Origin of the sequence: Bacillus sp. Au-Bac7, from assembly GCF_021341655.1 — a bacterium.
In the GTDB taxonomy this organism is placed as follows: Bacteria; Bacillota; Bacilli; order Bacillales; family Cytobacillaceae; genus Niallia.
The window spans coordinates 14115-39274 of record NZ_JAJTTG010000009.1; the positions used below are offsets into that span (position 1 = coordinate 14115).

At 39.1% G+C, this 25160-nt stretch carries 22 protein-coding genes; 4 read left to right on the forward strand and 18 right to left on the reverse strand.

Features of this window, described 5'->3' with window-relative positions:
• The first annotated feature begins 271 nt into the window (after positions 1-271).
• Both LXM54_RS20490 and LXM54_RS20495 read left to right on the forward strand, forming a co-directional pair.
• On the forward strand, positions 272-529 hold the full coding sequence (locus LXM54_RS20490) for an excalibur calcium-binding domain-containing protein (RefSeq protein WP_233317184.1): 258 nt from the start codon (positions 272-274) through the stop codon (positions 527-529).
• Between the two features lie 196 nt (positions 530-725).
• Positions 726-1322 (forward strand): general stress protein, encoded by a 597-nt coding sequence (locus tag LXM54_RS20495; protein WP_233317097.1) that lies wholly within the window; start codon positions 726-728, stop codon positions 1320-1322.
• Between the two features lie 39 nt (positions 1323-1361).
• Here the strand turns inward: LXM54_RS20495 and LXM54_RS20500 are convergent, their stop codons facing one another.
• The 4 genes from LXM54_RS20500 to LXM54_RS20515 all read right to left on the reverse strand — a co-directional run bounded on the left by LXM54_RS20500 (position 1362) and on the right by LXM54_RS20515 (position 6425).
• Entirely contained in the window at positions 1362-3959 is a 2598-nt protein-coding gene (locus LXM54_RS20500; RefSeq protein WP_233317098.1) for an ABC transporter permease, read from the reverse strand.
• Positions 3956-4639: an ABC transporter ATP-binding protein gene (locus LXM54_RS20505; RefSeq protein ID WP_233317099.1), complete on the reverse strand. Its 684-nt coding sequence runs from the start codon at positions 4637-4639 to the stop codon at positions 3956-3958. Before LXM54_RS20505 ends, LXM54_RS20500 begins: the two co-directional genes overlap by 4 nt.
• Positions 4640-4724: 85 nt before the next feature.
• Positions 4725-5741, reverse strand: coding sequence for a sensor histidine kinase (locus LXM54_RS20510; RefSeq protein WP_233317100.1), 1017 nt, complete (start codon positions 5739-5741; stop codon positions 4725-4727).
• Positions 5742-6425 (reverse strand): response regulator transcription factor, encoded by a 684-nt coding sequence (locus LXM54_RS20515; RefSeq protein WP_233317101.1) that lies wholly within the window; start codon positions 6423-6425, stop codon positions 5742-5744.
• 210 nt (positions 6426-6635) lie between these two features.
• On the opposite strand from LXM54_RS20515, the gene LXM54_RS20520 reads away from it, so the two are divergent.
• Positions 6636-7595, forward strand: a complete 960-nt coding sequence (locus LXM54_RS20520; protein ID WP_233317102.1) for a ribose-phosphate diphosphokinase — start codon at positions 6636-6638, stop codon at positions 7593-7595.
• 46 nt (positions 7596-7641) lie between these two features.
• Here LXM54_RS20520 and LXM54_RS20525 read toward each other — a convergent pair whose 3' ends face one another.
• Complete coding sequence (locus LXM54_RS20525) at positions 7642-8181, reverse strand: NADPH-dependent FMN reductase (protein WP_233317103.1); 540 nt, start codon at positions 8179-8181, stop codon at positions 7642-7644.
• 68 nt (positions 8182-8249) lie between these two features.
• Positions 8250-8870, reverse strand: coding sequence for a superoxide dismutase (locus tag LXM54_RS20530; RefSeq protein WP_233317104.1), 621 nt, complete (start codon positions 8868-8870; stop codon positions 8250-8252).
• 246 nt (positions 8871-9116) lie between these two features.
• On the opposite strand from LXM54_RS20530, the gene LXM54_RS20535 reads away from it, so the two are divergent.
• On the forward strand, positions 9117-9743 hold the full coding sequence (locus tag LXM54_RS20535) for a helix-turn-helix transcriptional regulator (protein WP_233317105.1): 627 nt from the start codon (positions 9117-9119) through the stop codon (positions 9741-9743).
• An 84-nt stretch (positions 9744-9827) separates the two neighbouring features.
• Here the strand turns inward: LXM54_RS20535 and LXM54_RS20540 are convergent, their stop codons facing one another.
• The 12 genes from LXM54_RS20540 to LXM54_RS20595 all read right to left on the reverse strand — a co-directional run bounded on the left by LXM54_RS20540 (position 9828) and on the right by LXM54_RS20595 (position 25138).
• A complete protein-coding gene (locus LXM54_RS20540; RefSeq protein ID WP_233317106.1) occupies positions 9828-10715 on the reverse strand; it encodes a pirin family protein in 888 nt (295 codons plus the stop codon).
• Between the two features lie 41 nt (positions 10716-10756).
• The gene (locus LXM54_RS20545; RefSeq protein WP_233317107.1) at positions 10757-11002 is read right to left on the reverse strand and encodes a DUF1450 domain-containing protein; all 246 of its coding nucleotides are present in this window, start codon (positions 11000-11002) and stop codon (positions 10757-10759) included.
• A 186-nt stretch (positions 11003-11188) separates the two neighbouring features.
• On the reverse strand, positions 11189-11926 hold the full coding sequence (truA, locus tag LXM54_RS20550; protein WP_233317108.1) for a tRNA pseudouridine(38-40) synthase TruA: 738 nt from the start codon (positions 11924-11926) through the stop codon (positions 11189-11191).
• Between the two features lie 83 nt (positions 11927-12009).
• Positions 12010-13530 (reverse strand): glycine betaine uptake BCCT transporter, encoded by a 1521-nt coding sequence (locus LXM54_RS20555; RefSeq protein ID WP_233317109.1) that lies wholly within the window; start codon positions 13528-13530, stop codon positions 12010-12012.
• A gap of 204 nt (positions 13531-13734) precedes the next feature.
• Positions 13735-14715, reverse strand: a complete 981-nt coding sequence (locus LXM54_RS20560; RefSeq protein WP_233317110.1) for an aldo/keto reductase — start codon at positions 14713-14715, stop codon at positions 13735-13737.
• Between the two features lie 297 nt (positions 14716-15012).
• Entirely contained in the window at positions 15013-15984 is a 972-nt protein-coding gene (locus tag LXM54_RS20565) for a glycoside hydrolase family 43 protein (RefSeq protein WP_396953773.1), read from the reverse strand.
• Positions 15985-15993: 9 nt separating this feature from the next.
• Entirely contained in the window at positions 15994-16632 is a 639-nt protein-coding gene (locus LXM54_RS20570) for a YesL family protein (RefSeq protein WP_233317112.1), read from the reverse strand.
• 3 nt (positions 16633-16635) lie between these two features.
• Complete coding sequence (locus LXM54_RS20575; protein WP_233317113.1) at positions 16636-17898, reverse strand: arabinan endo-1,5-alpha-L-arabinosidase; 1263 nt, start codon at positions 17896-17898, stop codon at positions 16636-16638.
• A 20-nt stretch (positions 17899-17918) separates the two neighbouring features.
• A complete protein-coding gene (locus LXM54_RS20580; RefSeq protein ID WP_127735451.1) occupies positions 17919-18755 on the reverse strand; it encodes a carbohydrate ABC transporter permease in 837 nt (278 codons plus the stop codon).
• Between the two features lie 15 nt (positions 18756-18770).
• Complete coding sequence (locus LXM54_RS20585; RefSeq protein ID WP_233317114.1) at positions 18771-19718, reverse strand: carbohydrate ABC transporter permease; 948 nt, start codon at positions 19716-19718, stop codon at positions 18771-18773.
• 59 nt (positions 19719-19777) lie between these two features.
• Positions 19778-21106: an ABC transporter substrate-binding protein gene (locus LXM54_RS20590; RefSeq protein WP_233317115.1), complete on the reverse strand. Its 1329-nt coding sequence runs from the start codon at positions 21104-21106 to the stop codon at positions 19778-19780.
• Between the two features lie 942 nt (positions 21107-22048).
• Positions 22049-25138 carry an efflux RND transporter permease subunit gene (locus LXM54_RS20595; protein WP_233317116.1) on the reverse strand — a complete coding sequence of 1030 codons (3090 nt, stop codon included), beginning with the start codon at positions 25136-25138 and terminating at the stop codon, positions 22049-22051.
• Between the last annotated feature and the right edge of the window lie 22 nt (positions 25139-25160).

The window sequence follows — 25160 nt, forward strand, 5'->3', positions numbered from 1 at the left end:
TTCTTTTTATACCATAACCAAGGCAAAAAGCATGCCAACGTCAGGCTCCATTTCCCGCGGTCCCCTTAAGTCCTTAAGCACTCGATCCTCCCTTGACTAATTTCTTAGAAATTAATTTTATACATAATATCATATTTTTATTGCTAGTATAAGAGGATTAAGATACTATCATATAGGGATTGGAAGTATATTAGAAAATAATAACTATTTTTCCCAATAAATACGCTAATTCTAATGTACCATTCAAAGGAGAATCTTTATGAAGTCAATCATGAAAGCTGCTATAGCAGCAGGTCTGCTTTTTACCTTCACACTTAGTACGGTTAACGAGGCAGAAGCTGCCACAAAAGTAGTTACCTATAAAAACTGCACAGAGCTCAACAAAAAATACAAGGGCGGAGTGGCCCGTGCTGCCAATGTGAAAAATAAAGGCGGGAAAACAAAATACAAGCCATACGTTTCTAAAGCTCTTTATGATGCCAACAAAAAAAGCGACAGAGATAAAGATTTGATTGCTTGCGAACGTTAAATGATAAAAACCAGAACTCTTTCGAATTGTTCTGGTTTTTTCCTGTGATCGCTTAAAGAGACTGTAAAAATCACGTTTCTAATAACATAACCTTTTCATTCCTTAATTGGTAAAATCATCTTTCCGTTTATATCTTTGTATGAGGGGAAAAGGATGGACATAGATGTTTATTCGATTTTTCAAGGAGGGAATAAAAATGGCAAAAAGTATTGTAGCTGTTTACGAGACTCCAGAAGAGACCATTAACGCAATTGAAAGACTGACGAATAAAGGATATGTTGCAGAGGATTTTTCTGTCGTGACGAACAGAACAGATACTGATTATTTGGAAGCTAATACTGACGCAAGCATTGCATCTGGTGATACAAATGAATCCGCTGGTTTTTTTGAGAAATTGAAAAGCTATTTTACAATGGAAGACCTTGGTTTCGGAACAAATGAAAATACGAAAGCAGCAAACTTGGATATTCCGGCAGCAGAGCTTGATCAATTTTCCACTGAACTGGAACAAGGAAAATTCTTGCTGGCAGTTGAAAAAGAGGCAAAAGAGTTTAATGCTAATATCTCTACCGACTATCCAGAAATGCCCCCATTAAATGGGAAAGAACAGGGGATGAATATTTCCCTTGGACCTAATGAAGACTATGAACGTAGAAATCCCGTATTTCAAGATACACCAGATACACCGATTTTAGAAAGGCGCGGCGAAGGAACTACAAACAGGGATGCGGCGGATGAAGTTATTCTTGATAAACGTTCCTTCCCCCGCAATGAACACTTAACAAAAGAATAACGAAAGCGCCGGATTTGACAAAACAAATCCGGCGCTTTTTTAGATATTTTCTTGCTTTAATCCATCAATGATGTTTTCCTTTTTAACCTTACTAGTAGAGTACATCATGGCAGAAGCTACAATGACAAAAATAGCAACAATTGAATAGAGAATACTCAACCATGGCAAAGCAAAGCCGTACTCGAATGTCTGTCTGATAGACATATATAAAAGCACCATAACACCAATACTGATTGGCAGACCGTAAAGCAATGCTTTCATCCCATAAAACATGCTTTCATATTGCAACATTTTGTTAAAGCCTTTCGGTGTCATTCCGACAGACCGAAGCATGGCAAATTCCCGTTTTCTTAAATTTATGCTTGTGCTGATAGTATTAAAGATATTCGCTACTGAAATAAGCGAGATGAGGATGATAAAACCGTACGTGAAAACAGATATAAACAACAGCAACTGTTCGTTCTTCTCCTTGTTTTGGAAAACATTATAAACATACATATCTGCTTGTATAATGTCCTCTAGTTCTTTCTGTGTTGCAAGTGGATCAGAGCTGTTCAAATAAAGTGATGTCTCGATAAAATCCTTCATCTGCTCGTTCTTTGAGAGATCGGTTAACGTCTTGTCTGAGACGATAATATCAATGCCGCCTACTCCTGTTGTATGAATACCACGGGGGAGCTTATTCGTCATACCAGCAATCTGTACCTCACTAACTTTTGATTCTTCCTCCCCATCGTTATAGTACAACTCCAGATTTTCTCCTTCTTTTGCATGAACCGTTTTCGTTTCTACAAACTTTCCAGTATCAGGGTTTTGATAAGTAATTTGATTTACTAGAATTCCCGTATAGGAATCTTCTGCTTGAAGCTTTTCTAAGGAAACACCAGCTTCCTTTGCATAACTTTGGAAGCTTTTATCATCAAGACTGACAAGATGGACGGCATAAGCTAACTTTCCGTCTGTAAGAAGACTCTTGTCCTCTTTTACCATTTCCTTCAGTTCAGCTGCAATTTTGGATTCATCAATCATCGTGCTTAAAGCATACAGCTCTCTTGTAATTGTACTGTCTGTGACATACGCAAGCTTCGTTAAGGGCAGATAATCACTCGGTTCCTTTTGTAGCGAACTAAATACTTGGATGTCAAAATTAACATTTTCCTGTGACATCTGAACTGATTTTTTTATATTCGATGTAAAAAACGACACAGACAAAAACAGTACAATACTGATTATTAATGAAAAGACAGTGGCATGATATCTGCGTTTATGCCGCTTTAAATTCTTCAGGCCTATTTCTCCTTCTATTCCAAACAACCTTCTAATGAGCCTGGATGTTTTCACTGCTTTACCTGTTAGCTTCACATCCTGTGTTTGGCGAATCGCATCAATAGCAGAAATCTTAGAGGCCCTGCGAGCAGGCAAATAGACTGATATAAAAATAGTAAACGCAGACAGTGCTACAGCTGCTAATATAGAATAAGGTGTAACGACCAGCTTCAATTTCACTGTAACGTTTAAAGCCCCTTCAATGAACGAATTTAGGAATAGGAATGTTGCACCTATACCAGCAATTCCCGCCAGAACCCCAATTGGGATACTGATTGCTCCTATCACTGCACCTTCAAAAAACACAGCATTTCTTTTTTGTTTTTTTGTTGCTCCCACACTTGAAAGCATCCCTAAGTGCCTTGCCCGCTCTGACACGCTGATTGCGAATGCATTATAGATTAATGCAACAGAACCAATAATAATAACAGCAATGATGACGGCAGCTGTACCAAAAAATGTTGTTCGTAAGCTGTCATTATCTGTTATACCATAGTAGCGCAGCAATTCTTCATTATAGGTGATTTTGTCTATATTTAACCTTTTCGCAAGTGCCTCTGCATCATCGAAAAGAGAGCTTGTTACTTTATTTAAAACGATAACTGCATTTGCTTTATCATTTTTGGCAAGTGAAGTAAAATCGATATAACTTATCGCAGTATAGCCTGGCTCCCATGTATACGCCCAGGTCGGGTCTTCCATGATGCCAACAACCGTAAAGGACTTTTCAGTAGTATTTATTACACCTTCCGTCCGCTTTCCCTGCTCATCCATAAGAATGCTAAACTGCTGTGTCAACTCCTTGGCGCCTTGCTCATTCCCGATTTCAGCTCTTTGGCCAATGTCTGCTGTAAGTTTGTCTCCAATTTTATAGGATAATTCCGCCTTATCTGTCATACTCTTTGAAAGGATAATTTCATTAGGATTTTCAGGAAGGCGCCCTTCACTAAGTTTTATATGAAAAGCTTTAAAACCGGCTTCATTAAATGCCTTATAAAAAATATATGGCTTGTATGCGTTTGTGGGGTTTTTTATTTCCGAGTATCCTAAATCCTTTGAAAGGAAAAGCTTGTTCGTAGTGTCATCCTTTTCTATTTCCGTTATTTGGGTCTGATTAACATCCTCATATTTCAAATGCCATTCCCCGTCCTGAGAAATGGACTGGCGGATAATCAAGTCGAGAAAGGAAACACCAAGTGTTGCGACCGCCATTATCATTGCCGTGGAAATAATGACACCAATAAGAGTAACAATCGTACGCCGCTTATTCTCCTTTAAATGTCTTATTGTAAGCTTTTGAATAATATTCACGGACGAATCACCTCATCCTTGGCGACCTTTCCATCTTCAATCGCAATGACTCTGTCTGCCTGCAAGGCAATCCTTTCATCGTGAGTAATGACAATCAAGGTTTGATTAAACGTTTTATTGAACATCTTCAATAATTCCATTATTTCCTTGCTGTTTGTGCTGTCCAGATTTCCTGTAGGCTCATCTGCCAGTACAATAGCTGGATTACTGATAAGAGCACGACCGATGGAAACACGCTGCTGCTGACCTCCTGATAACTGGTTTGGCAGGTGCTTGAGGCGGTCCTTAAGGCCAAGAACCCGGATGATATCCTCCAATTTATTGTCGTCCACTTGATGCTCATCCAGCAATAAGGGCAATGTAATGTTTTCTTCAACAGTCAAAATCGGAATCAGATTATAGAATTGATAGATAAGACCAATTTGCCTTCTTCTGAAAATCGCCAAGTTCGTTTCGTTTAATCCATATATATCGGTTCCATCAACTAATACTCTTCCGCTTGTTGGTCTGTCTACGCCGCCAAGGAGATGAAGCAATGTTGATTTACCTGAACCAGATGGGCCAATTATTACAACGAATTCTCCCTTTTTTACAGTAAAAGACACATCATCAAGTGCCTTCACCTCCGTATCTCCTTTTCCGTACACTTTAGACAGATTTTCTATTTTTAAGATTTCCATATTCAGTACCCCTTTCATATGTTGATTTATTGCTAGTTTATCTGCCTAAAATGACATAGCGGTGACTAGGAAAGTGACAATTTAGTCACTTAACGCTTTTTGTGGATTGCTTATAAAATTTAATAGTAAATGTTGTGCCCTTGCCTTCTTTACTTGATACCTCTATATCTCCGTTTTGCGCCGAAATGATACTGTATGACATGGCAAGACCAATCCCAACACTATCTTCGCCGGCATTAGCTCCTCTATAAAAACGCTTAAATATGTAGGGAAGATCCTTTTTTGGTATGCCCTTCCCATTATCATAAATGGATATTTCAGTAAACAGAGCATTCTCCATAAAGGAAATAGCAATTTCCCCGCCTTCTGCCGTATGTTCAACCCCGTTTTTCAAGATATTTAGAAGTGCTTCTGCCGTCCAATTTAAATCTCCCTGAAAGCTCACATCCTTTTTGCCTGAAAGCTTTAATGTCTGCTGCTTAATATCCATAGGAATCAGAACAGCTTCAGCAGCTTTCTCAAGCATTTGTACAACAGATACCTTTTCTTGCTTAAAGGAAATAGAACCGGCATCTATTTTGGACAGCTTTAATAAAGAGGATACGAGCCAGTCAATCCGCTCAAGCTGAATACGAATATTTCTTGTAAACTCATTTCGTTTTTCCTCGTCTAAGTTTTTACTGCTTAATAAATCTGCCATAACCATCATCGAGGTTAATGGTGTCTTTAATTGATGGGAAATATCCGAAATGGCATCTGTCAATGTTGACTTATCTTTTTTTAAGGAAGAGCCTTGCTGGGAGAGCATTAATGTGACTTTATATATCTCACTTTTTAAAATGCTCAGCTCTCCTTCATGATTATCTCTTATGTCAAACTGGTAGTCTCCATTCGTTATTCTACGCAAATAGCTACTTAGACGGGCGATTTCCCGGTAGCGCCAATAGGTAAACACAGCCTGGACACTTATGAAAAGCAGACTAACTGCAAATACATAAATCGCGGCAGCTCGAGAAATAAACAAATAGAAAAATATAGTAGACATCAGAGCTATGGCAGAAAGGATCAGTAAGTTAATAAGCAATTCTCGGTTGCGAAGCATTTAATCACCAACCTTGTATCCTAAGCCTCGAACTGTTTTAATAAGTTCCGGCTTTTGTGGATCATCCTCTAGCTTTTCTCTCAGTCTTTTAATATAGACCGTCAATGTGTTGTCATTGACAAAGTCCCCGGCTACATCCCAAATCCTTTCAAGCAGCTGAGATCTTGTCAGCACTTGGCCGGCATGATTAGCCAATATTAGGAGTAACCGGTATTCTAACGCAGTCACTAATACTTCTTCCCCACTTTTGTATACCTTGCCTTCCAATGTATTAATAGAAATAGGATTAATATCAATAACAGGCTTTGTTTGTGCATGCTTGTTATATCTGCGTAACACCGATTTAATTCTAGAAAGTAATTCACGAACGCGAAAAGGCTTTGTTATGTAATCATCTGCTCCCATATCCAGTCCCATAACTACATTCACTTCATCATCTAATGCTGTTAAAAAAATAACAGGCTTGTCACAGCGCTGTTTTACGAATTCACATAGTTCATAGCCGCTGCCATCTGGCAATGACAAATCAAAGATACATAAATCTATTTGGTCCAGACCATCTTGCATTGTTTGTTTGGCCGTTTCTGCAGTATGACAAACAATTGTTTCGTAATTGTCTTGATTTAAACTGTATTCAAGGCCAACTGCGATTGTTCTATCATCTTCCACTAATAAAATTTTCAATTTATACACATCCCTTGCCAAAATACGCCATAACCTCCTATTATCTTAGTTGATGCTGACAGTTTTAGTCAAAGAAGACTATTAGGAGGAAATATTCACATAACTGGTTGCATTGACACATCCAGTACCCTACAATACTTTATAGAGGCAGTTTTTTTTGAAAACGCTGCACATACTACTAATAATGAACTGTTATAGGAGGAAACCGAGTTGCCAAATACATATAAAGGATCTAAGTTAAAAGTATTCTCCTTAAACGCCAATCCAGAGCTAGCACAAGAAATTGTCGAAAATTTGGGAACAGAGCTTGGAAAATGTTCTGTTAAAAAATTCAGTGATGGAGAAATTCAAATCAATATAGAAGAAAGCGTGCGCGGCTGTGATGTATTTGTTATTCAACCGACAAGCGACCCTGTAAACCAAAGTATTATGGAGCTGCTTATTATGATTGACGCCCTTAAACGGGCTTCTGTCAAATGCATCAATGTTGTTATGCCATATTATGCGTATGCACGCCAAGACAGAAAAGCTCAGCCGAGGGAACCAATCACTGCGAAGCTGATTGCAAACCTCATCCAGAAATCGGGAGCTGACCGCGTCATTACAATGGACCTCCATGCACCGCAAACACAAGGCTTCTTTAATATTCCAGTTGACCAGCTTGTCGCAATGCCGATATTAGCGCAATACTTACTAACAAAAGAGTTTGCTAATGATGTCGTTGTTGTTGCACCAGATCATGGAAGCACGACTAGAGCACGGGAATTGGCAGACCGCCTGAAAGCTCCAATTGCTATCATTGATAAACGGGGCCCTAGGGATTTTGGAGAATCTCGTGAAGTTAATATCGTTGGAAACATTGAAGGAAAAACAGCGATTATTGTCGATGACATTATCGACACAGCATACAGAATCACAACCGCTACAAAAGCACTCCTTGATAATGGTGCAAAGGAAGTCTACGCATGCTGCACACATCCTGTGCTGTCAGAGCGGGCAATCGAAAACATTACAGAGTCACATCTGAAAGAATTGATTGTTACAAACAGCATTCCGCTGTCAGAAGAGAAAAAAATCAGCAAAATCACACAGCTGACAATCGCTCCGTTATTAAGCGACGCTATTTCTCGGGTTTACGAGCAAAAGCCTGTCAGCGTGCTTTTTAAATAAGTTCAAAAAAAGAGATGTTTGGGAGTATTCCCCCTACATCTCTTTTTTATTTCCCGGCATAGCCTTTTTGCAGTACAATCAGCTCACTCGCTAAGCTCTTTATTCTAGCTGACACTTCGCTACTAGCCAATTCATTATCCTGATTGAAATCATCATTATGAACAAACACATTCGTTGTCGGGATAAGACCCTTTAAGTAGCTGAGAATGGGTTTTAGCTGATGTTCTGCCACTAAGAAATGCTTATCCGTACCGCCAGTCATAACAATACCTGTTACCTTTCCTTCAAAAGCATCAACAGGCAAATGATCAAACAGATTCTTTAAAGCACCTGGTATAGATGCCTGATAAATAGGGCTGCCAATAACTAAAGCATCTGCAGACAATACAGTCTTCACTACTTTTATCGTGTCGTCCTTGTAATAGCTAAGCGGAGTTCCCTTTACAAATTCAACCTCAAATTCCTTAAGGTCTATCAGCTCTGTTTCTATGCTTGGGTCAGCAGATTTTGCTGCTGCTAGCACTTCATAGACTGCTTTTGCTGTTTTGGTTCCGACAAGAGAACCGGAGATACCGACAAGCTTCATCTTGATTGCCTCCCTTTTATTTTTGAAAAAAGATGCCCTCACTAAAAAGGACATCTCACAATTCAAGCTTATTTTTTAAAGCTTGCGTATTTTTCTGCAACAGCATCCCAATTAATAATTTCAAAGAAGCTGGAAATATAATCAGGTCTTCTGTTTTGATAGTTCAAGTAGTAAGCATGCTCCCAAACATCCAAGCCTAGGATTGCATTGTTGCCTTCCATAATTGGGTTATCTTGGTTTGGAGTGCTAGTAACTGCAAGCTTTCCTTCTTCATTAACAACAAGCCATGCCCAGCCTGAACCAAAGCGAGTAGTCGCACTTTGAGCGAACGCTTTTTTGAACTCATCGAAGCTTCCAAACGCTTCTGTAATTGCTTCAGCCAATTCCCCTAAAGGCGCATTTCCTTCTTTTGCTGGTGCGATTACTTCCCAGAACAAAGTATGGTTAAGATGGCCGCCTCCGTTATTTCTTACAGCAGTTCTAATTTCCTCTGGCACTGAATCTAAATTACTTAACAATTCTTCTAGAGATTTTTCTTGTAAATCAGCTTTTCCTTCTAAAGCAGCATTTAAGTTATTCACATATGTTTGGTGATGCTTGCCGTGATGGATCTCCATTGTACTTTTGTCGATTTGAGGCTCTAATGCAGAAAAATCATAGTTTAATGCTGGCAGTTCATATTTTGACATTTTGTAATCCCCCTAAATATGTAGTATTTATACTTATTAGTATAAAAAGTATAGTTAAAGAATAACCTATCAACCACAAAATTGCAATTGATTTTTTCCACTTTTTTCACCTTATCTGCCCATTCTATGCTGTTAATCATAAAAATGTTAACATTTTATACTTTATGGTATAATTAATAAAATCGGCTGCTTTGCTTGTCGTTCACAAGGAAGGATTACTCCAACTGGTTAATGGAGGTTATATAGATGGACACAAAACAAAAAAATACGAAAGACAAAATACTTCATCTTCTAAAAAAAGAAGGCTCACTCACTGTTAGTGACTTAACTAAGCGCCTTGAAATTACCCATATGGCTGTTCGCAAGCATCTTACTATCATGGAAAAGGATGGTATGATTCAAACGAAGGAATTCAAGCAATCCATGGGAAGACCGATGCAGCTATACTCTCTAACAGAAAAGGCTGAAATGCATTTCCCGAAAAATTATGAAGGAATCAGCATTGGTTTTTTGCGGGATATCGAGGAGCTGTATGGCGATGGCTCCGTACAGCGCTTATTTGAGAAAAGAGAGGCTCGGCTTATTCACGAATATGCTGTCAGAATGGACAGTAAGGAACCACTTCAAAAGATGAAGGAAATCACAAAAATCCAAAATGAAAAAGGCTATATGGCAGAGTTAAACCAGCTCGAGGAAAACACATATGAGCTGATTGAATATAATTGCCCTATTCTTGAGGTTGCGAAGGAATTTAAAATTGCCTGCAAATGTGAAACAGAAATGTTTAAAGATGTCCTCAAAACAGAAAATATCAGCAGGTCTTGCTGCAGAACAGATGGCGACAGCCACTGCAGATTTCTTGTTAAGTTTTAAAAAAGACAACCTCTGTGACATACGGAGGTTGTCTCCTTTTTTAGTAAATATAAAGGAGCATAGCACTAGCTATGCTCCTTTCGCTCATTTAGCCGGCGGTCCGAACTCCCCGTGATGGAAATCGCGGAAGGCCTGTTTTATCTCCTCCATCGTATTCATAACAAATGGACCGTATGGTACAATTTCTTCGTTTATTGGTGCTCCTGAATAAATAAGCACCTTTGATCTTCGTTGATTTGCTTTAACGGTAAGTTCACTCAGCTTGTCTGCTGTTCCATGTTCTGCATAAGTCAATGTAGCTGTACCATGCTTTTGTAAATTCACACGATTAATACCAAAATCCATATCACCTGACAACACATATAAAAAAGCATTATGGTTTTCTGGCATGTGATGAACATAGCTTGCTCCCTCTTCTAAAGTTATTTCTGACAATGTAATAGGAACAAGAGAATGTAGGGGACCTTGAACGCCTGCGATATCTCCTGAAAACACCTTTATTTTTCCGCCATTGAAATCAACAGTAGGCGCATCCTCACTATATACATTTTGATAAAATGTCTCACTGTGCTTTAGATTCTTCGGCAGATTCAGCCATAACTGCAATGTATGAGCAATATCATCGCCCACCCCTTCTTCTGCATGTCTAGCCGCCCAGCCAGCATTCATATATTGCACATCCCCAGGTTCAAGAATATCTCGTCCTCCGCCATTATCAATATGCTCTAATCTTCCGTCTACAACATATGTGATGGTTTGGAAGCCGCGATGGGGATGGTCTGAGAATGTTCCCCTTTTAAACCAATCCTCTGCCATTAAAATAAATGGGTCAAAATCCTTCCATCTTTCTACAGGCAGCACCCACCCTTTCTGAATGGCTGGGAATTCTGCTTCCTCATATTGAACATACCAATGTTCCTTAACATCCCTTTGAAAAACCTCTTTTTGTTGATCTACTAACTCTTTTTCCATTTCTCCCACCCCTTTTTCACTATATGCCAGTACTTCTGATGTTAAGCATATAATGCTAACTCTGCTTCAATCTGGTTTTTAATTAATGCTACGCATTCTTCAGCAGTTTTCGCAAAAATTCTTTTACCGTTAACGATAGCGTAAGGTCTCTTTGCACACATGCCACAGAAAGAAAGACAGGTATTCTCAATCACTGCTACTTCTGGATATTCTGATTCGAGGATTTCCTCAAGCGGGACAGCAGTGATTAAGCTGCCATCACATATTTCCACAACTACAATCCCCATTGTTTGTTTCCCCCCTAATCACCTAATAAAATAAAAATCTATATAAATAAGATAAAATAAGTTCACTTTTTATACCAATTGGTATAATTAACGAACATAACCTTACTCCAATCCTACGTAAAAAGCAATCATTATGCTTATCAAGGCAAAAAAAGGAAGCTAATAATCATAGCTTCCTTTCGAACATTAAAATTCAACTTTTTCTAAATATAAGCCGGCTGCTTCTGCCATTAGGCCTGTTTGGACTCTTTCTTTTGATTCAATGATAGCAGGAATTTGATCAGGCTTTATTGTATTTAAACCGACCTCAATTAATGTGCCGACGATTTTCCTTACCATATTGTATAAAAAGCCATCGCCTCTTACTCTTATATGGAGAAACCCGTTTTCTTTTTCTATCGATATAGCGTATATTTCGCGGACCATTGATTTTTTTTTGCTTTTCGCATTAGAATAAGCAGTGAAATCATGACTTCCTAAAAAATGGCTGGCCGCTTCTTTCATATTCGAGATATCGAGCTTTTGGTCGACATGCATGCTGTATTTGCGCATGAAAGGGTTCGTATGCTCCTCGTTCCAAATTTTATATAAATATGTTTTATCCTTCGCATTATAGCGGGCATGAAAACGGTCAGGAACTGTTTCTAGATGAAGAACACTTATATCGTTCGGCAAATATTTGTTTAAATACGCCTTTATTTGTAACTCACTCATCGAAGTTTTTATTTTAAAATTCGCAATTTGCTCCATTGCATGGACGCCAGCATCTGTTCTGCTGCAGCCAATTATTTGCACCTCTTCACCAGCCATCTCAGTCAGAACGTTTTCGATTTTCCCTTGGATGGAGCTGTCTCCGTTGCCGAGGCGCTGCCATCCTCTGTATCTGCCGCCATCATATTGAATGATCATTTTATAATTGTTCATAGTATCTCCTTGCTTTTCATAATCTTTCTAAAGTGTAGCTTGTCTGAACAAGAAGCACAACTTTTTATGAAAAAAAAGCAATCCTATCCTTTAGGATTGCTTTTACTTTTTAAATTAGCGAGCCTGAACTCCTTAACTTCCTGATTGACTGACTTCAATAAGCTTATTGCCATTAACGCTATTATAATCGAGAATGGCAATGCTGCTATAATCATCGTATTTTGCAATGCTTGCAGGCCACCAGAATAAAGGAGCACAAGTGCCATTGCTGCTAATAAAACTCCCCAAATTACCTTTAGACGATTACTCGGGTTAAGAGAGCCATTAGTAGTCATCATCGCAAGAACAAAGGTTCCAGAATCAGCAGATGTGATGAAAAACACAGCAATTAATACAATCGCCAAGATAGAAAGGGTTCTGCTTAATGGATAATTCTCTAACACACCAAATAATGATTCTTCTGTTGCCAGCCCAGAAATTAATCCAGGTGTATCATGCTCCAACAGCATCGCAGTCCCTCCGAATACCGAGAACCAAAGAAAACCAATTACTGCTGGAATGAACAATACATATGCAACAAACTCTCTGATTGTTCTTCCTTTCGAGATTCTTGCGATAAAGACACCAACAAATGGCGACCATGCAATCCACCACGCCCAATAAAAAATCGTCCAACTGTTAATCCATGTTCTATTCTCCTGGTTCAAAGGAGCAATACGGAAGCTCATATTCACGAGATTTTGTAGATACGATCCTAAAGTATCTGTAAATAGATTTAATGTAAACAAGGTTGGCCCAACGAGAAATAACAGCAAAAACAAAATACCAGCTAAAATCATATTGGCATTGCTTAAGATTTTGATTCCTTTTCCAAGACCGCTCAATGCTGAATAAATAAACAAGGCTGTTACAATACATATAATAATGAATTGTGTCATTATACTTGAAGGTACACCATATACAAAGGAAAGTCCTCCATTGATTTGAACCGCTCCAAAACCAAGTGTTGTAGCAACTCCGAGTACGGTGGCAATAACAGCAATCGTGTCAACAGCTTTACCTGCAATCCCGTCTGACCTTTTACCAATAATAGGCTTTATAGTGGCACTAATTAATGAAACATTCCCTTTGCGAAAAGTAAAGTATGCTAAACAAAGGGCAACAAGCCCGTAAATCGCCCATGCATGAATGCCCCAATGGAAAAAGGTATATCTCATTGCGTCCTTCATGCCTTGATCTGTCCCTATCTCTCCAGTTGGTGAACTTATCGCATAATGGCTTATCGGTTCTGCTGTCCCATAAAACACTAGTCCAATCCCCATGCCTGCACTAAACAGCATGGCAAGCCAAGATATTCTCGAAAACTCAGGCTTATCATCCTGTTTTCCAAGCTTGATGCGTCCTGCTGGACTAACTAATAAATAGAGGCAGACAACTAGGAAAAACGATACAACAATTAAATAATACCAGCCAAAACTAGTTGTAATAAAGCTTTGTATCGAGTTTGTTAAATTCTCAAGCAGAGATGGTGCTGCAATCCCAACGAGAACAAGCAGCAGCAATAATGCTGTCGAAATATAAAATACTATTGAAACTTTTTTCATAAAAATAAATTACTCCCAACTTTTCCCTTTATGCCTTTTGAAAAGAAAATCAACCTTAGCCTTATACCCTTTATCTAGTAAGTTAAACCTTTTGCTAAGTAAGCTTTTCTCGTATAGGTAGTGTTAGTATGTTCTTATTATCAGTATTTCATTTCCCTTACACTAAAAAAAGAAACCATCAACAAGAATGGTTTCTTTCATATTTTATTTAAATCCTAATACAGGATGAGGAATATATGGTTCTTCAAGCTGGGCAATTTCTTCCTGTGATAATGTTACTGCGAGCGCTGCAACTGCATCCTCTAAATGAGACATTTTCGTTGATCCAATAATTGGAGATGCGACTGTCTCTTTTTGCAATACCCAAGCAAGTGCGATTTGGGCACGTGATACTCCATGTATTTCTGCAATCTGTGCTACCCGTTCAACAACTATTTTGTCAGCAGCCGCTGTTTGAGCATAAAGTGACTTGCCAAACTCATCCGTTTCAGAACGGGCTGTTGTCTCTTCCCAGTTGCGAGTTAATTTGCCTCTTGCTAAAGGACTCCACGGTATGACGCCGATTTTTTCTTCTTTGCATAACGGAAGCATCTCCCGTTCTTCTTCCCTGTACAATAGGTTAAGATGATTTTGCATGGTGATGAATTTTGTCCAGCCGTTTTTTTCGGCAACATGCTGTGCCTTTAAGAATTGCCAAGCATACATGGAGGATGCACCGATATAACGTGCCTTTCCTGCCTTAACAACATCATGAAGGGCTTCCATCGTTTCCTCAATAGGAGTGTCATAATCCCAACGGTGTATTTGATAAAGGTCCACATAATCTGTTCCTAGCCTTCTTAAACTATTGTCGATTTCACTCATAATTGCCTTGCGGGAGAGTCCTGCACCGTTAGGACCTTGGTGCATTCGGCCATGAACCTTCGTAGCAAGGACAACTTCATCACGGTTTGCAAAATCTTTTAATGCTCTTCCCACAATTTCTTCACTTGTTCCATCTGAATACACATTTGCTGTATCGAAGAAGTTAATGCCAAGCTCGAGGGCCTTCTGAATAATCGGACGGCTCCCCTCCTCATCTAATACCCAAGTGTGACTGCCTCTTTCTGGGACTCCAAAGCTCATACAGCCGAGACAAAGTCGAGATACATCCATGCCAGTATTGCCTAATTTAACATATTCCAAAGTATGTGCACCTTCTTTCTAAAGAATTATATATAAGTATATAACCGTTATGGGCATTTGGACAAAGATTATGGCTTTTTTATCCATTGATTATTTTTCCATTGACATATGGTTATTTCGTTTGACATTGTAAACGTTTTCATTTATACTGTTTTTAGGTTGGATGACATTCGTGGTCATCATCGGTACCTAGCGCAGGTGGAGCTGGTACTATTTTTATGCAATTTCTTGTAATCGATTTACACAAGATACTAGGCAAAAGACAACTAGGTCTTCTAGTTGTCTTTTTGCTTACCTTTAGTTATTATTAGCTATCGGTTTTCCGAATACAGGGAAACCGTTCTCATCCCAAGTAAACACTTGTGCTCTGGCATGACGATCTGGATTATCGAGCGGATCTCCATCCATTTCTGTATATGGACGGGCATGATAAATGAGGATATCTTCTTGACCGTCTTCACTTACAGTAAAGCTGTTATGGCCTGGACCAAATTGACCGTTTTCTGGCGCACTTTTGAAAACAGGTTCTTTCGATTTAGTCCACGAGTAGCCATCTAAAAGGTCTGCATCTGCATCTGCCCAAAGCATACCCATGCAATAGTTTCCATCTGTTGCACTTGCAGAATAAGTGATAAAAATTTTATTGTTGCGGATTATTACTGCTGGACCTTCATTCACTAGAAAACCGATTTTTTCCCAGCCAAATTCAGGGATTGTCAGCAAAAGCTGTTTGCCTTTTAATGTCCATGGGTTCTCCATTTCAGAAATATACAGATTAGAGTTTCCAGGGATAGCAGGCTCCTTCTGTGCCCAAACATAGTACAGTTTTTCATTATGTTCAAACACGGTAGCGTCAAGACAGAAGCTTTCCTGTTGTGTTTTCACTTGCCCTTTTTCCTCCCATTTACCTGTAAGAGGATTTTCATCACCACATTCAATTGCAAACATGCGATGCTGGAAAATATGGTTTTTCGGATGGCTGCTTGGTGCTGCCGCAAAATAAACATACCATTTGCCTTGCACGAAGTGAATCTCTGGTGCCCAGATTAACTGACTTTGCGGCCCTTCTTCATGTGCTCTCCAAACAGTCGCCTTCTCACTGTTTTCAAGATCATTCAAACTTTTTGCTCTTCTCACTTCAATTTCTTGATAACCAGGAACAGAGCCTGTGAAATAATAATAACCGTCTGTATGCTTATAAACCCAAGGATCTGCACGCTGTAAAACTATTGGATTATTATATTTAGATGTTGTCTCAATCATCGTCATTATCTCCCTTTAAATGTTCTCTTTGATTATTTCTCCTTTAATAGCTCCTTTTTTCACTAATTCACCTGATATGAACCTTTCAATGCAGATGATATAGATGCTAACGAAGCATAGTGGGAGAATAATGCTGAATTTATAAGCTGCTGCCAGCAGTACTAAGAAAAACAGCAGACTGAAAATACTTTGGAATGGCATAAGCAGCGGCAAAGCCAGCACCAATTTCGCTTTTTGCTTAAATGTCCCTTCCGTATGTATGGCAACTGGGAATGTATAAACGATGGCAGCCAAAACATAAATCATGATAAAGAGAAGCGGATAATAGAGCACTGCCAATCCAATAGCCATTTGTTTGACAAGCTGCATATCAATCCACAGCACATAAAGAATCGCTCCATAAATGAGGGCTAAGCCATTCATTTTCATAAAGCCTTTCTTATATGCAGTGAAAAAGCTTTTGGCAATTTGCAGATAGGACGGATAATCCGCTTTATATGCCTCATCTTTTTGCAGATGAAATAAGGCATATGTGGCAGGAAACACCCCAAAAAAGCCAAGTCCAAGCAACACGCCAGCAACCCAAAGCAGATTCAAGTAAATGATATTTACCGCTTTATCCAGATAAATCATGATTTTATTTGACCACGCCATATACTAAACCCTCTTTCCAAAAATTGTGTTTCCGTTTGGAGTTAATCCGGAGAACCCAATTCCTTCTTTATCTTCTTTCCAGTTTTTGCATGTAAAAACAATGAATATAGTACCACTTTTTTTATGAAGATATTGCTGTTCTCCCAATGGCTCGAACTCTGCCAGGTTGCTTTCGTTTATGTTAAAAAACTCGCTTTCCTTAATCGTAGTTGTATCATCAAAAGCGATAATCTCCCATTTTCCAAGCAAATCTTTATCTGACAACGAATGCGCATCCATTTTTTCATAATGCTCAGGAGAAACAACAGGCCAGCCATTGTTCAGCCAAAATATCTCCCGAATGAAAGCAAAGTGATACGGAGAACGCTCTTCAATCCGTACATGGTGAACCATGTAATTCTTCTTGCCCTCTGTAAAAATAGAGTTATGGCCAGGACCAATCCAGCTGATATCCTCCTTGAATTGATAGCTGCCAACAAGCTTTACACCAATAGAGTCCGGCCGGGTTTCTGTTTCTAACATACTGTTCCCATTTATATCTAAATAAGGTCCTGTTATTTCCCTTGACCTTGCCACCCTCACATTATAGCTGTCATTCAAACTATCATAGGAAGTAAACAAGTAATAATAATCCAATTCTTCATGATAATAGATGAAGGCACCTTCAATTGCTGTATCAACAGATTTAGGACGCTTTGCGAGCAGCGTGCCATAATCTTGTTCATTTTTTAGACGTCCTGTCTCCATATTAAGCTCGGTCATATAAATGCCGCCAAAGAAAGAGCCATAACACATCCAGTACCTTCCATCCTTATCTACAACAATATTAGCGTCAATCGCATTATGTTTGGCTAAGTCTGGATTTGTTTTAATAACAATTCCTTGATCGCTCCATGGCCCCAAAAGATGCTCAGCAGTTGCAAGACCAATGCATGACACTGTGCTGCCAAATGTTGAAGCAGAATAATACATATAATATTTGTCTTTATAACGAATAACCTCCGGCGCCCACAGGCCACGGGCATTCGACCAAGCATTCGCCTCTGTCGGAATTCCTGCCAATGCAGTACCTGCAAACTCCCAGTGGACAAGATCATTAGATTTCCTAATCGGCACCCCTTGTGTAGGCTTTTCCTCAAAAAAGGTGTCTGTTGCAAACATATAGTAAATGCCATCTTCCTTTACGATTGTAGGGTCATGTGCCCCAAGTGTACCCCATTGATAGGATTGAATAGTCTCCAACCATCTTTTTGTATTCTCCTTCAACTAATAAGCCCCCTTAACCTTTATCCTTTTACACCAGATAAAGCAACTGACTCGATAATTTGCTTTTGGAATATCAGGAATACAATCAGCACAGGCAGCAAGGAAACAACGGAGCCAGCCATGATTAACGGATAATCTGTCTGTATCGCATAGGTTGCTTTTAAATTCGCGATAACAACCTGTAATGTCTGCTTCTCTGGGCTGTTCAAATAAATTAATGGCGCCAAATAGTCATTCCAAACACCCATAAACCAAAGAATAAACTGTGCTGCGACCGCAGGGCGAATGACCGGGAATATCAGCTTAAAGAATATTTGCAAGTATCCGGCTCCATCCACCTTCGCGGCTTCAATAAGCGAGTATGGCACATTGGCCAAATATTGCCGCAGGAAGAAAATCATCGTGATATTACCGAACAATCCTGGCACGATAAGCGGAAGGAGTGTATCAACCCAACCGATTTTTGAGAACATAACGAACTGTGGAATCATGATAATTGGATATGGAATCATGATAGAAGCCAACAAAATTAGAAATATCCAATCCTTAAATGGCATTCTCAGCTTTGCAAAGGCAAACGCAGCCATACTTGATGTAATGGTTCCAACTATTGTTACAGACAATGAAACAATAATGGTATTTTTTATCCCATATCCTAAAGTGTCCAGCTGAAACAGCTTCGTGTAGGCATCAAACTGGAAAGGATCTGGTATCCATTGCGGCGGTAAGGCAAATACACCTGTTTTATCCTTTAACGAAGTAGAAATCATCCAAAGCAGAGGACCAATCATCAAGATTGAACCAAGCGACAGGATTACATAAACGATTATGTCTGTAATTCTCTTTTGCTTTTTCATTCACTAACACACCTCCTAGTCCAAGCTATAATCTGATTTTCTATTTAAGTAGAATTGAATGACTGTCACGATGAAAATGAAGATAAACAAGATCAATGACATGGCAGAACCGTAACCCATTTGATAATACTTAAAGGCTTTTTGCCATACATACCAAACGATGGATGCAGCACTGTATTCAGGGCCGCCAGTCGGTGTCATAATATTGATTTCCGTGAAGATTTGGAAACCGCCGATAATGTTTGTGATAACTAAGAAGAATGTAACTGGCTTAACCATCGGCCAGGTTATGTTCAAGAACTTCTGGAATGAGTTAGCTCCATCCAAGTCTGCTGCTTCATAAAATGACTTAGAAACACTTTGAATAGCAGCCAAATACAACAGCATAGAATATCCTAGACCTTTCCATACTGCCATTAAAATAATGGCCGGCTTAACTGTTGACTTATTCTCAAGCCAGTTCGGCCCTTGAATTCCGAAAATCTCCAACACTTGGTTAACTAAACCGAAATCCCCATTATATGCCCATGCCCACATGATGGAAATGGCTGCAAGGGAAGATATAACTGGTATGTAGTAAACCGTTCTGAAAAATGTAGTGCCGCGCAAGCCCCTGTTTAGCGCAATAGCCAACAGCAATGCCAAACCAAGGCCAATTGGAATACCAATCATATAAAAGACCGTATTATAGAGCGTTTGGTAAAAGTACGGATCTTGGAACAGTTTAACAAAGTTATCTAAGCCGACGAAATTCATGCGGTTTAACCCATTCCAATCGGTAAAAGAAGCGTATATGGAGTAGGCAAACGGATATACAGAGAATAATAGGAAACCTATAACAGGAGCGAGTACGAATAAAAAGGCAACTCGATGTTCCTGCTTATATAGTGCGCTGGATTTTTGCTTTTTTGGTTTTGTCGGCTTTACATCTTTAGTACCGACAACCGGATTAATGCCAGACATGCTTTTCACCCCTTTTAGCAATAGGCATCTGCGACTTGCCACAGATGCCTATTAATCTATTATTTTGACATTTTCGCTTGTTCGTTTGCTTCATCTAGAAGCTTTTGCATTTTCGGCTGAATTTCTTTCAAGTATTCTTCTGCCGTCTTTTTGCCTTGAACAACTGGTGTAATATTTGTCCAGAACTCATCTAACCATTGGGAATTGTATGTCGCAAATGTTGGATAAGGCACACCATAATCTTGGACAATATCAAGGAACTCTTGTTTGTTGTTTGGAACTGACTCTGTATCAGCAGCCCATTCTTCCGCCATATCGACAAGGTTTGGAATTTGAACTTGTGCATCAAGCAATGTTTGCTGTGCTTCTTCATCAGCTGATAAGTAGATAGCTAACTCTGTAGCCAATTCCGGATATTGAGTCATCTCAGAAACTACAAGTCCTAATGAACCAACATAAGCAACAGACTTGCCAGCATCACCTGACGGCCATGGCATTAAGTCATATTCAAAGTCAAGCTTAGCGTATGTGCTCATATCCCAAGGACCTACTGGGAAGAAAGCTAGCTCGCCATTCATCCATCTTTGGTAAGTATCCAGTGTTTCTGCTTGAGATGAATTTGGCGTTGTATTATATTTGTTTGACAAATCTGAGAAGAATTGCAGAGATTTTGCAAATTCAGGAGTATCCACTGTTACTTTATCTCCTGCTTCATTTAGGAAAGAAGCGCCATTGCTGTATGCAAATGACTGTAATGACCATGTTGCGTTAAATCCGCTCGCCCATTGATCTACTTCTCCGTCACCATCTGTATCTTGTGTCAATTCCTGGCTGACTTTCAGGAATTCATCCCATGTATACGCTTTATCTTTGTCTGGAATTGGAATGCCTGCTTTTTCGAACATATCTTTGTTATATCCTAAAGCAAAAGGTCCAACATCCTTCGGTAATCCGTAAAGTGCTCCTTTACCTGCTGTATCTCCATCATAGCGGTAAATGTCTACTCCAAACTGCCATAAGCTGTTCAAATCGAAATCTGCTTTTTCTACATCCTCGGTAATGTCTCTGATAATTCCATTATCTACATAGTTTGCAATGCTTCCTGAATCAAGATAGAACACATCAGGCACATTGCCGCCAGATACAGCTGCAGATAGTTTAGTAGAGTATTGGTCAGCATCTGTATTGATGATTTTTACTTTAACACCTTCATGCTGCTCTTCAAATTTTTTGATGGCTGCAGTATAAGCCGCTTTTTCATCTTCGCCGCCTCTAAACATAAAAGTAATTTCTTTTTCATCACTATTTCCGCTGCTTTTGCTTGAACATGCACCTAGAAACATACTTGCAACCAACAAAATAGCCAGCATTAAATTCAGTTTCTTCATAATCAGTACTCCCCCAATTATTTTTTGTACTGCCATGTATATACTCTTAGTAAAAATTAAAATCCAAGAAGATCCAGTGGATTATCCTGACACTTTCGTCAACCCACTCCCTCTTAACCATTTGGTGCAACAGATAAGAAAACAGCAGGAAAAATATATATTGTATTCTCCCTATAACCAAAACAAGTTTTATGCCGCATTTTATCGATTTGTTCATATAGCAATAAACGTGCAACTTTTCAAACAGTACCGATAAGGCACAGTAAATGTTTTGTGCTGTTTTAAGGAGAATGCTTGAAAATCATCATTCTTAGCACATCACTATATTGCCTTTCTCTTTCTGCTTATGTATTTGATATTAACTATATAAAAACGTAATCGATAAATTAATTGCTCTATTAAATTTTGATCAGAGCCTCCTTTTTATAAGAAAATACCTTACATGTTATTTATACAATAAGCTGAAAACGCTGTCAATAACTATTATATAAATTTAACAATATATTTTTATATCTTAATTAACAAAAACATTAACTAATATTTTATACTCCGTAAACTAAGGTTTAATTATTTATACTTTTGTTAATTTTGTGGTTTTCGAAACAACTTGATTAATTAAATTATTAAAATCAAGAGTTATTTTAGCTGTTTACTCTATTTTTTCATAACGAAAAGGATAAGTACCATTGATTTCCTTTCTGTAGTTGCTTTTTGTCTTAATAGCACGAATTTTAGCAAAAAAAAAGAGCGTCTAGCTTAGAATAGACTGTTGAATTCCGCTGCATGGTTTCACCTTCACACAGCTAGTGCCGAAATGCTCCGCCCTATCTCGTGTGAGCCCTCGGACTTATCTACAAATCCCGTATGACACTCACCACTCCGCACCTATTTTCATCCTATTAAATAAAGAAAGGGCAGCCAATCACGGCTGCCCTCTGTCGATTAATTTTCTTCGACTTGTTTGCGGTTTTTCTTAAACATTTTAGACAGAATTTCGTAGACGATTGGAACGATAAGAAGTGTTAACAATGTCGAACTTGTTAAACCGCCTATTACGGTAATTCCAAGGCCTTTAGAGATAATTCCGCTTCCGCCGTTACCGATTGCAAGTGGAATCAATGCACCGATTGTGGCAATTGCCGTCATCAGGATAGGACGAAGTCGGGTTGCGCCTGCCTCCAGAATCGCATCACGCAAGTTCATACCTTCTCTTTCCATATGGATGATTCGGTCTACTAATACGATCGCGTTTGTTACAACTATACCTATCAACATGAGCATACCCATCATTACGGAAACGGAGATTGTTTCACCTGCAATTAACAATCCTACGAACGAGCCAATCACTGCGAATGGCAACGAGAATAGAATGGAGAATGGTGCAGCACCTTCACCGAAGGTAACAACAAGGATGAAGTATACAATCGCAATTGCAGCAATCATCGCAACTCCAAGCTGTGTGAACGTTTCTGTCATGTCAGCAGACACACCAGCTACGCCCATCGTTACGCCGCTAGGCAAGTCAATATCATTGATTTTTTCATCTACTTCAGCTGTCACTTTAGAAATATCATCTGTTGTAATAGTTCCAGTAACTGTCGCATAATACTCACCCTTGCTTCGATCAAGTGTATTGAGTGTTGTTCCTTCTTCAATTTCCACAAGATCTTCAAGCTTCATTGTCGTTCCAGTTGCTGTTGCTATCTCTGTATCCAACAATTCATCAAGTGATTTCGGAGTAGCTTTCTCTTCTTGTTTTACAATAACATCAAGCTCTTTTCCGTCTTTCTCAACAGTTGTCAGAACTTCATCTGAACCTTGATTGCTTAATGCCATAACGATTTGACCTGTAGTCAATCCGTACTGCAGAAGGTTTTCCTGATCAACCTTTAATGTATGTTCTACATATGCTGCTTCTGCACTTGAAGATACATCTTTAAGACCGTCATTATCCTTCATAATATCTTCAGCTTCTTTTACTGACTCATTAAGCTTAGTTAAATCCTCACTATAGAACGTATAGCTGATTTCATTTGTAGATCCTGACATAGAAGTGAAGTTTTGGCTCTTCCATTCTCCTGTCTGGCCAATATCAGCAATATATGTTTCAATATCTTCTTTTACTTCAGAGAAGTTTTTCATGTCTGGATCAAAGATCAGGTACATAAGTCCGCCGCCAGCGCCGCCGCCCATCATCGCAGCGGTCATGTCTGCATTGCTGCTGTCGGTAATAGATGTTTGAACTGTATCAATATCATCACGCTTCAGCATTTCATCTTCAACAACTTGAATGTTATCTGCTGTTTGCTTCTCTGTTTCACCAGCTTCTGGTGTATACGTCAAGTACATGACTTTTTCTTCTTCGCTGCCCATGAAGCTGAATCCGATCAATGGCGTAAGTGCCAAGCTTCCTGCAAGAAGTATTACTGCAATGGCAGACGTAATGATTTTATGGTTTAATGCTTTTTCTAATAATCCTTTATACCATAAAGCGAGCTTTCCAACTTCTTTATGTCCGCTTTCTGTCTTCTCACTGTATAATTTCTTTTTAAATAAGAAGTGTGAAAGAGCTGGTACGATTGTAACGGCAACAATCAATGATGCACCAAGAGCGAATGTCATCGTCAATGCAAACGGCACAAACAGTTCACCAACCATACCGCCCACGAAAATAAGTGGCGCGAACACGGCAACAGTTACTAATGTAGACGAAAGAATCGGCTTGAACATCTCAATTGTTGCTTCACGCACTAACGCACGCCCTGTAAGCTTCTCTTCTTTAGAATGCAAACGTCTGTAAATATTTTCAACTACAACAATGGAGTCATCAATTACACGACCAATAGCTACTGTAATGGCTCCTAGCGTCATAATGTTCAGTGTGATATCCATCCAATGCAGAAGCAAAAATGCCATGAAAATGGATACCGGAATGGAAACAATCGATATAATGGTAGATTTAATGTCACGCAAGAACAGCAGGATGATTAGAACTGCGATCAATCCGCCGAATACTGCTTTTTCAATCATAGTATGGACAGAATCTTCAATTGGCTGTCCTTGGTCAAGTGTTACGTCAATGACTAAACCGTCAATTTTATCTTTTTCATCTTCAGCAAGATCCTTAACAGCGTTTACTACATCAACTGTATTAGCTTGCTGGCCTTTTACGATTTGGATAGCAATCGCGTTTTCCCCATTTGTACGGGAAATTGATTCTTCCTTGCCGACAGCCTCAATTGTAGCAATATCGCTAAGCTTCACAAATGGTGAAGGGTTCTCAGCAGTCGGTGTTACCGGAATCATCATATCTTTCAATTCATCTATTGATGTAAGCTTCCCGTCAACAGATACAGCCTCTTCACCTTCTTCAAATTCATAAAGACCTAAAGATGTAGCCATATCGCTTGCTTGAATAACTTGTTTTACGTCATCTTCTGTCAGGTTCAGCTCAGCCAATTTCTCTTTATTATAGGCGAAGTCAACTTCTTCTACATGCTGGCCGGAAATAGTTGCTGAAGCAACACCATCAAGCTTTTCAATATCAGGAAGGATTACATCCTCCACTGTTGATGTCAAATCAACAATATCCTCTTCTGTGCTGCTTATGGACAATGCAACAACCGGCATCATATTCATGCTGATTGCAGACACAGTCGGTGCATCTACATCTTCTGGAAGTGTTACATTATCTAATGCAGATTCAAGCTGTCTCTTTTTCTCATCCATGTCAATGCCATACTCATATTCTACTTGTATGCTTGACACACTTGAGCTGGAATTAGAATAGACGGCCTTAACATCCTCTAGTCCTTCCACTGCTTGTTCAATCGGCATCGATACATCATTCATTACTTGTTCAGGAGTTGCTCCTGGATATACACCCGTTACCATTAAGTACGGTATCGAAATATCCGGAATCGTCTCCGTTTTCATTTGTGTACCAGAATAAATACCTGAAGCTGTGATAATAATGGTCAATAACCAAACCGCCAGTTTATTCTTCAGTACGAAATTAACTATCCCTTTCACTTTTGCACCTACCCTTTATTGA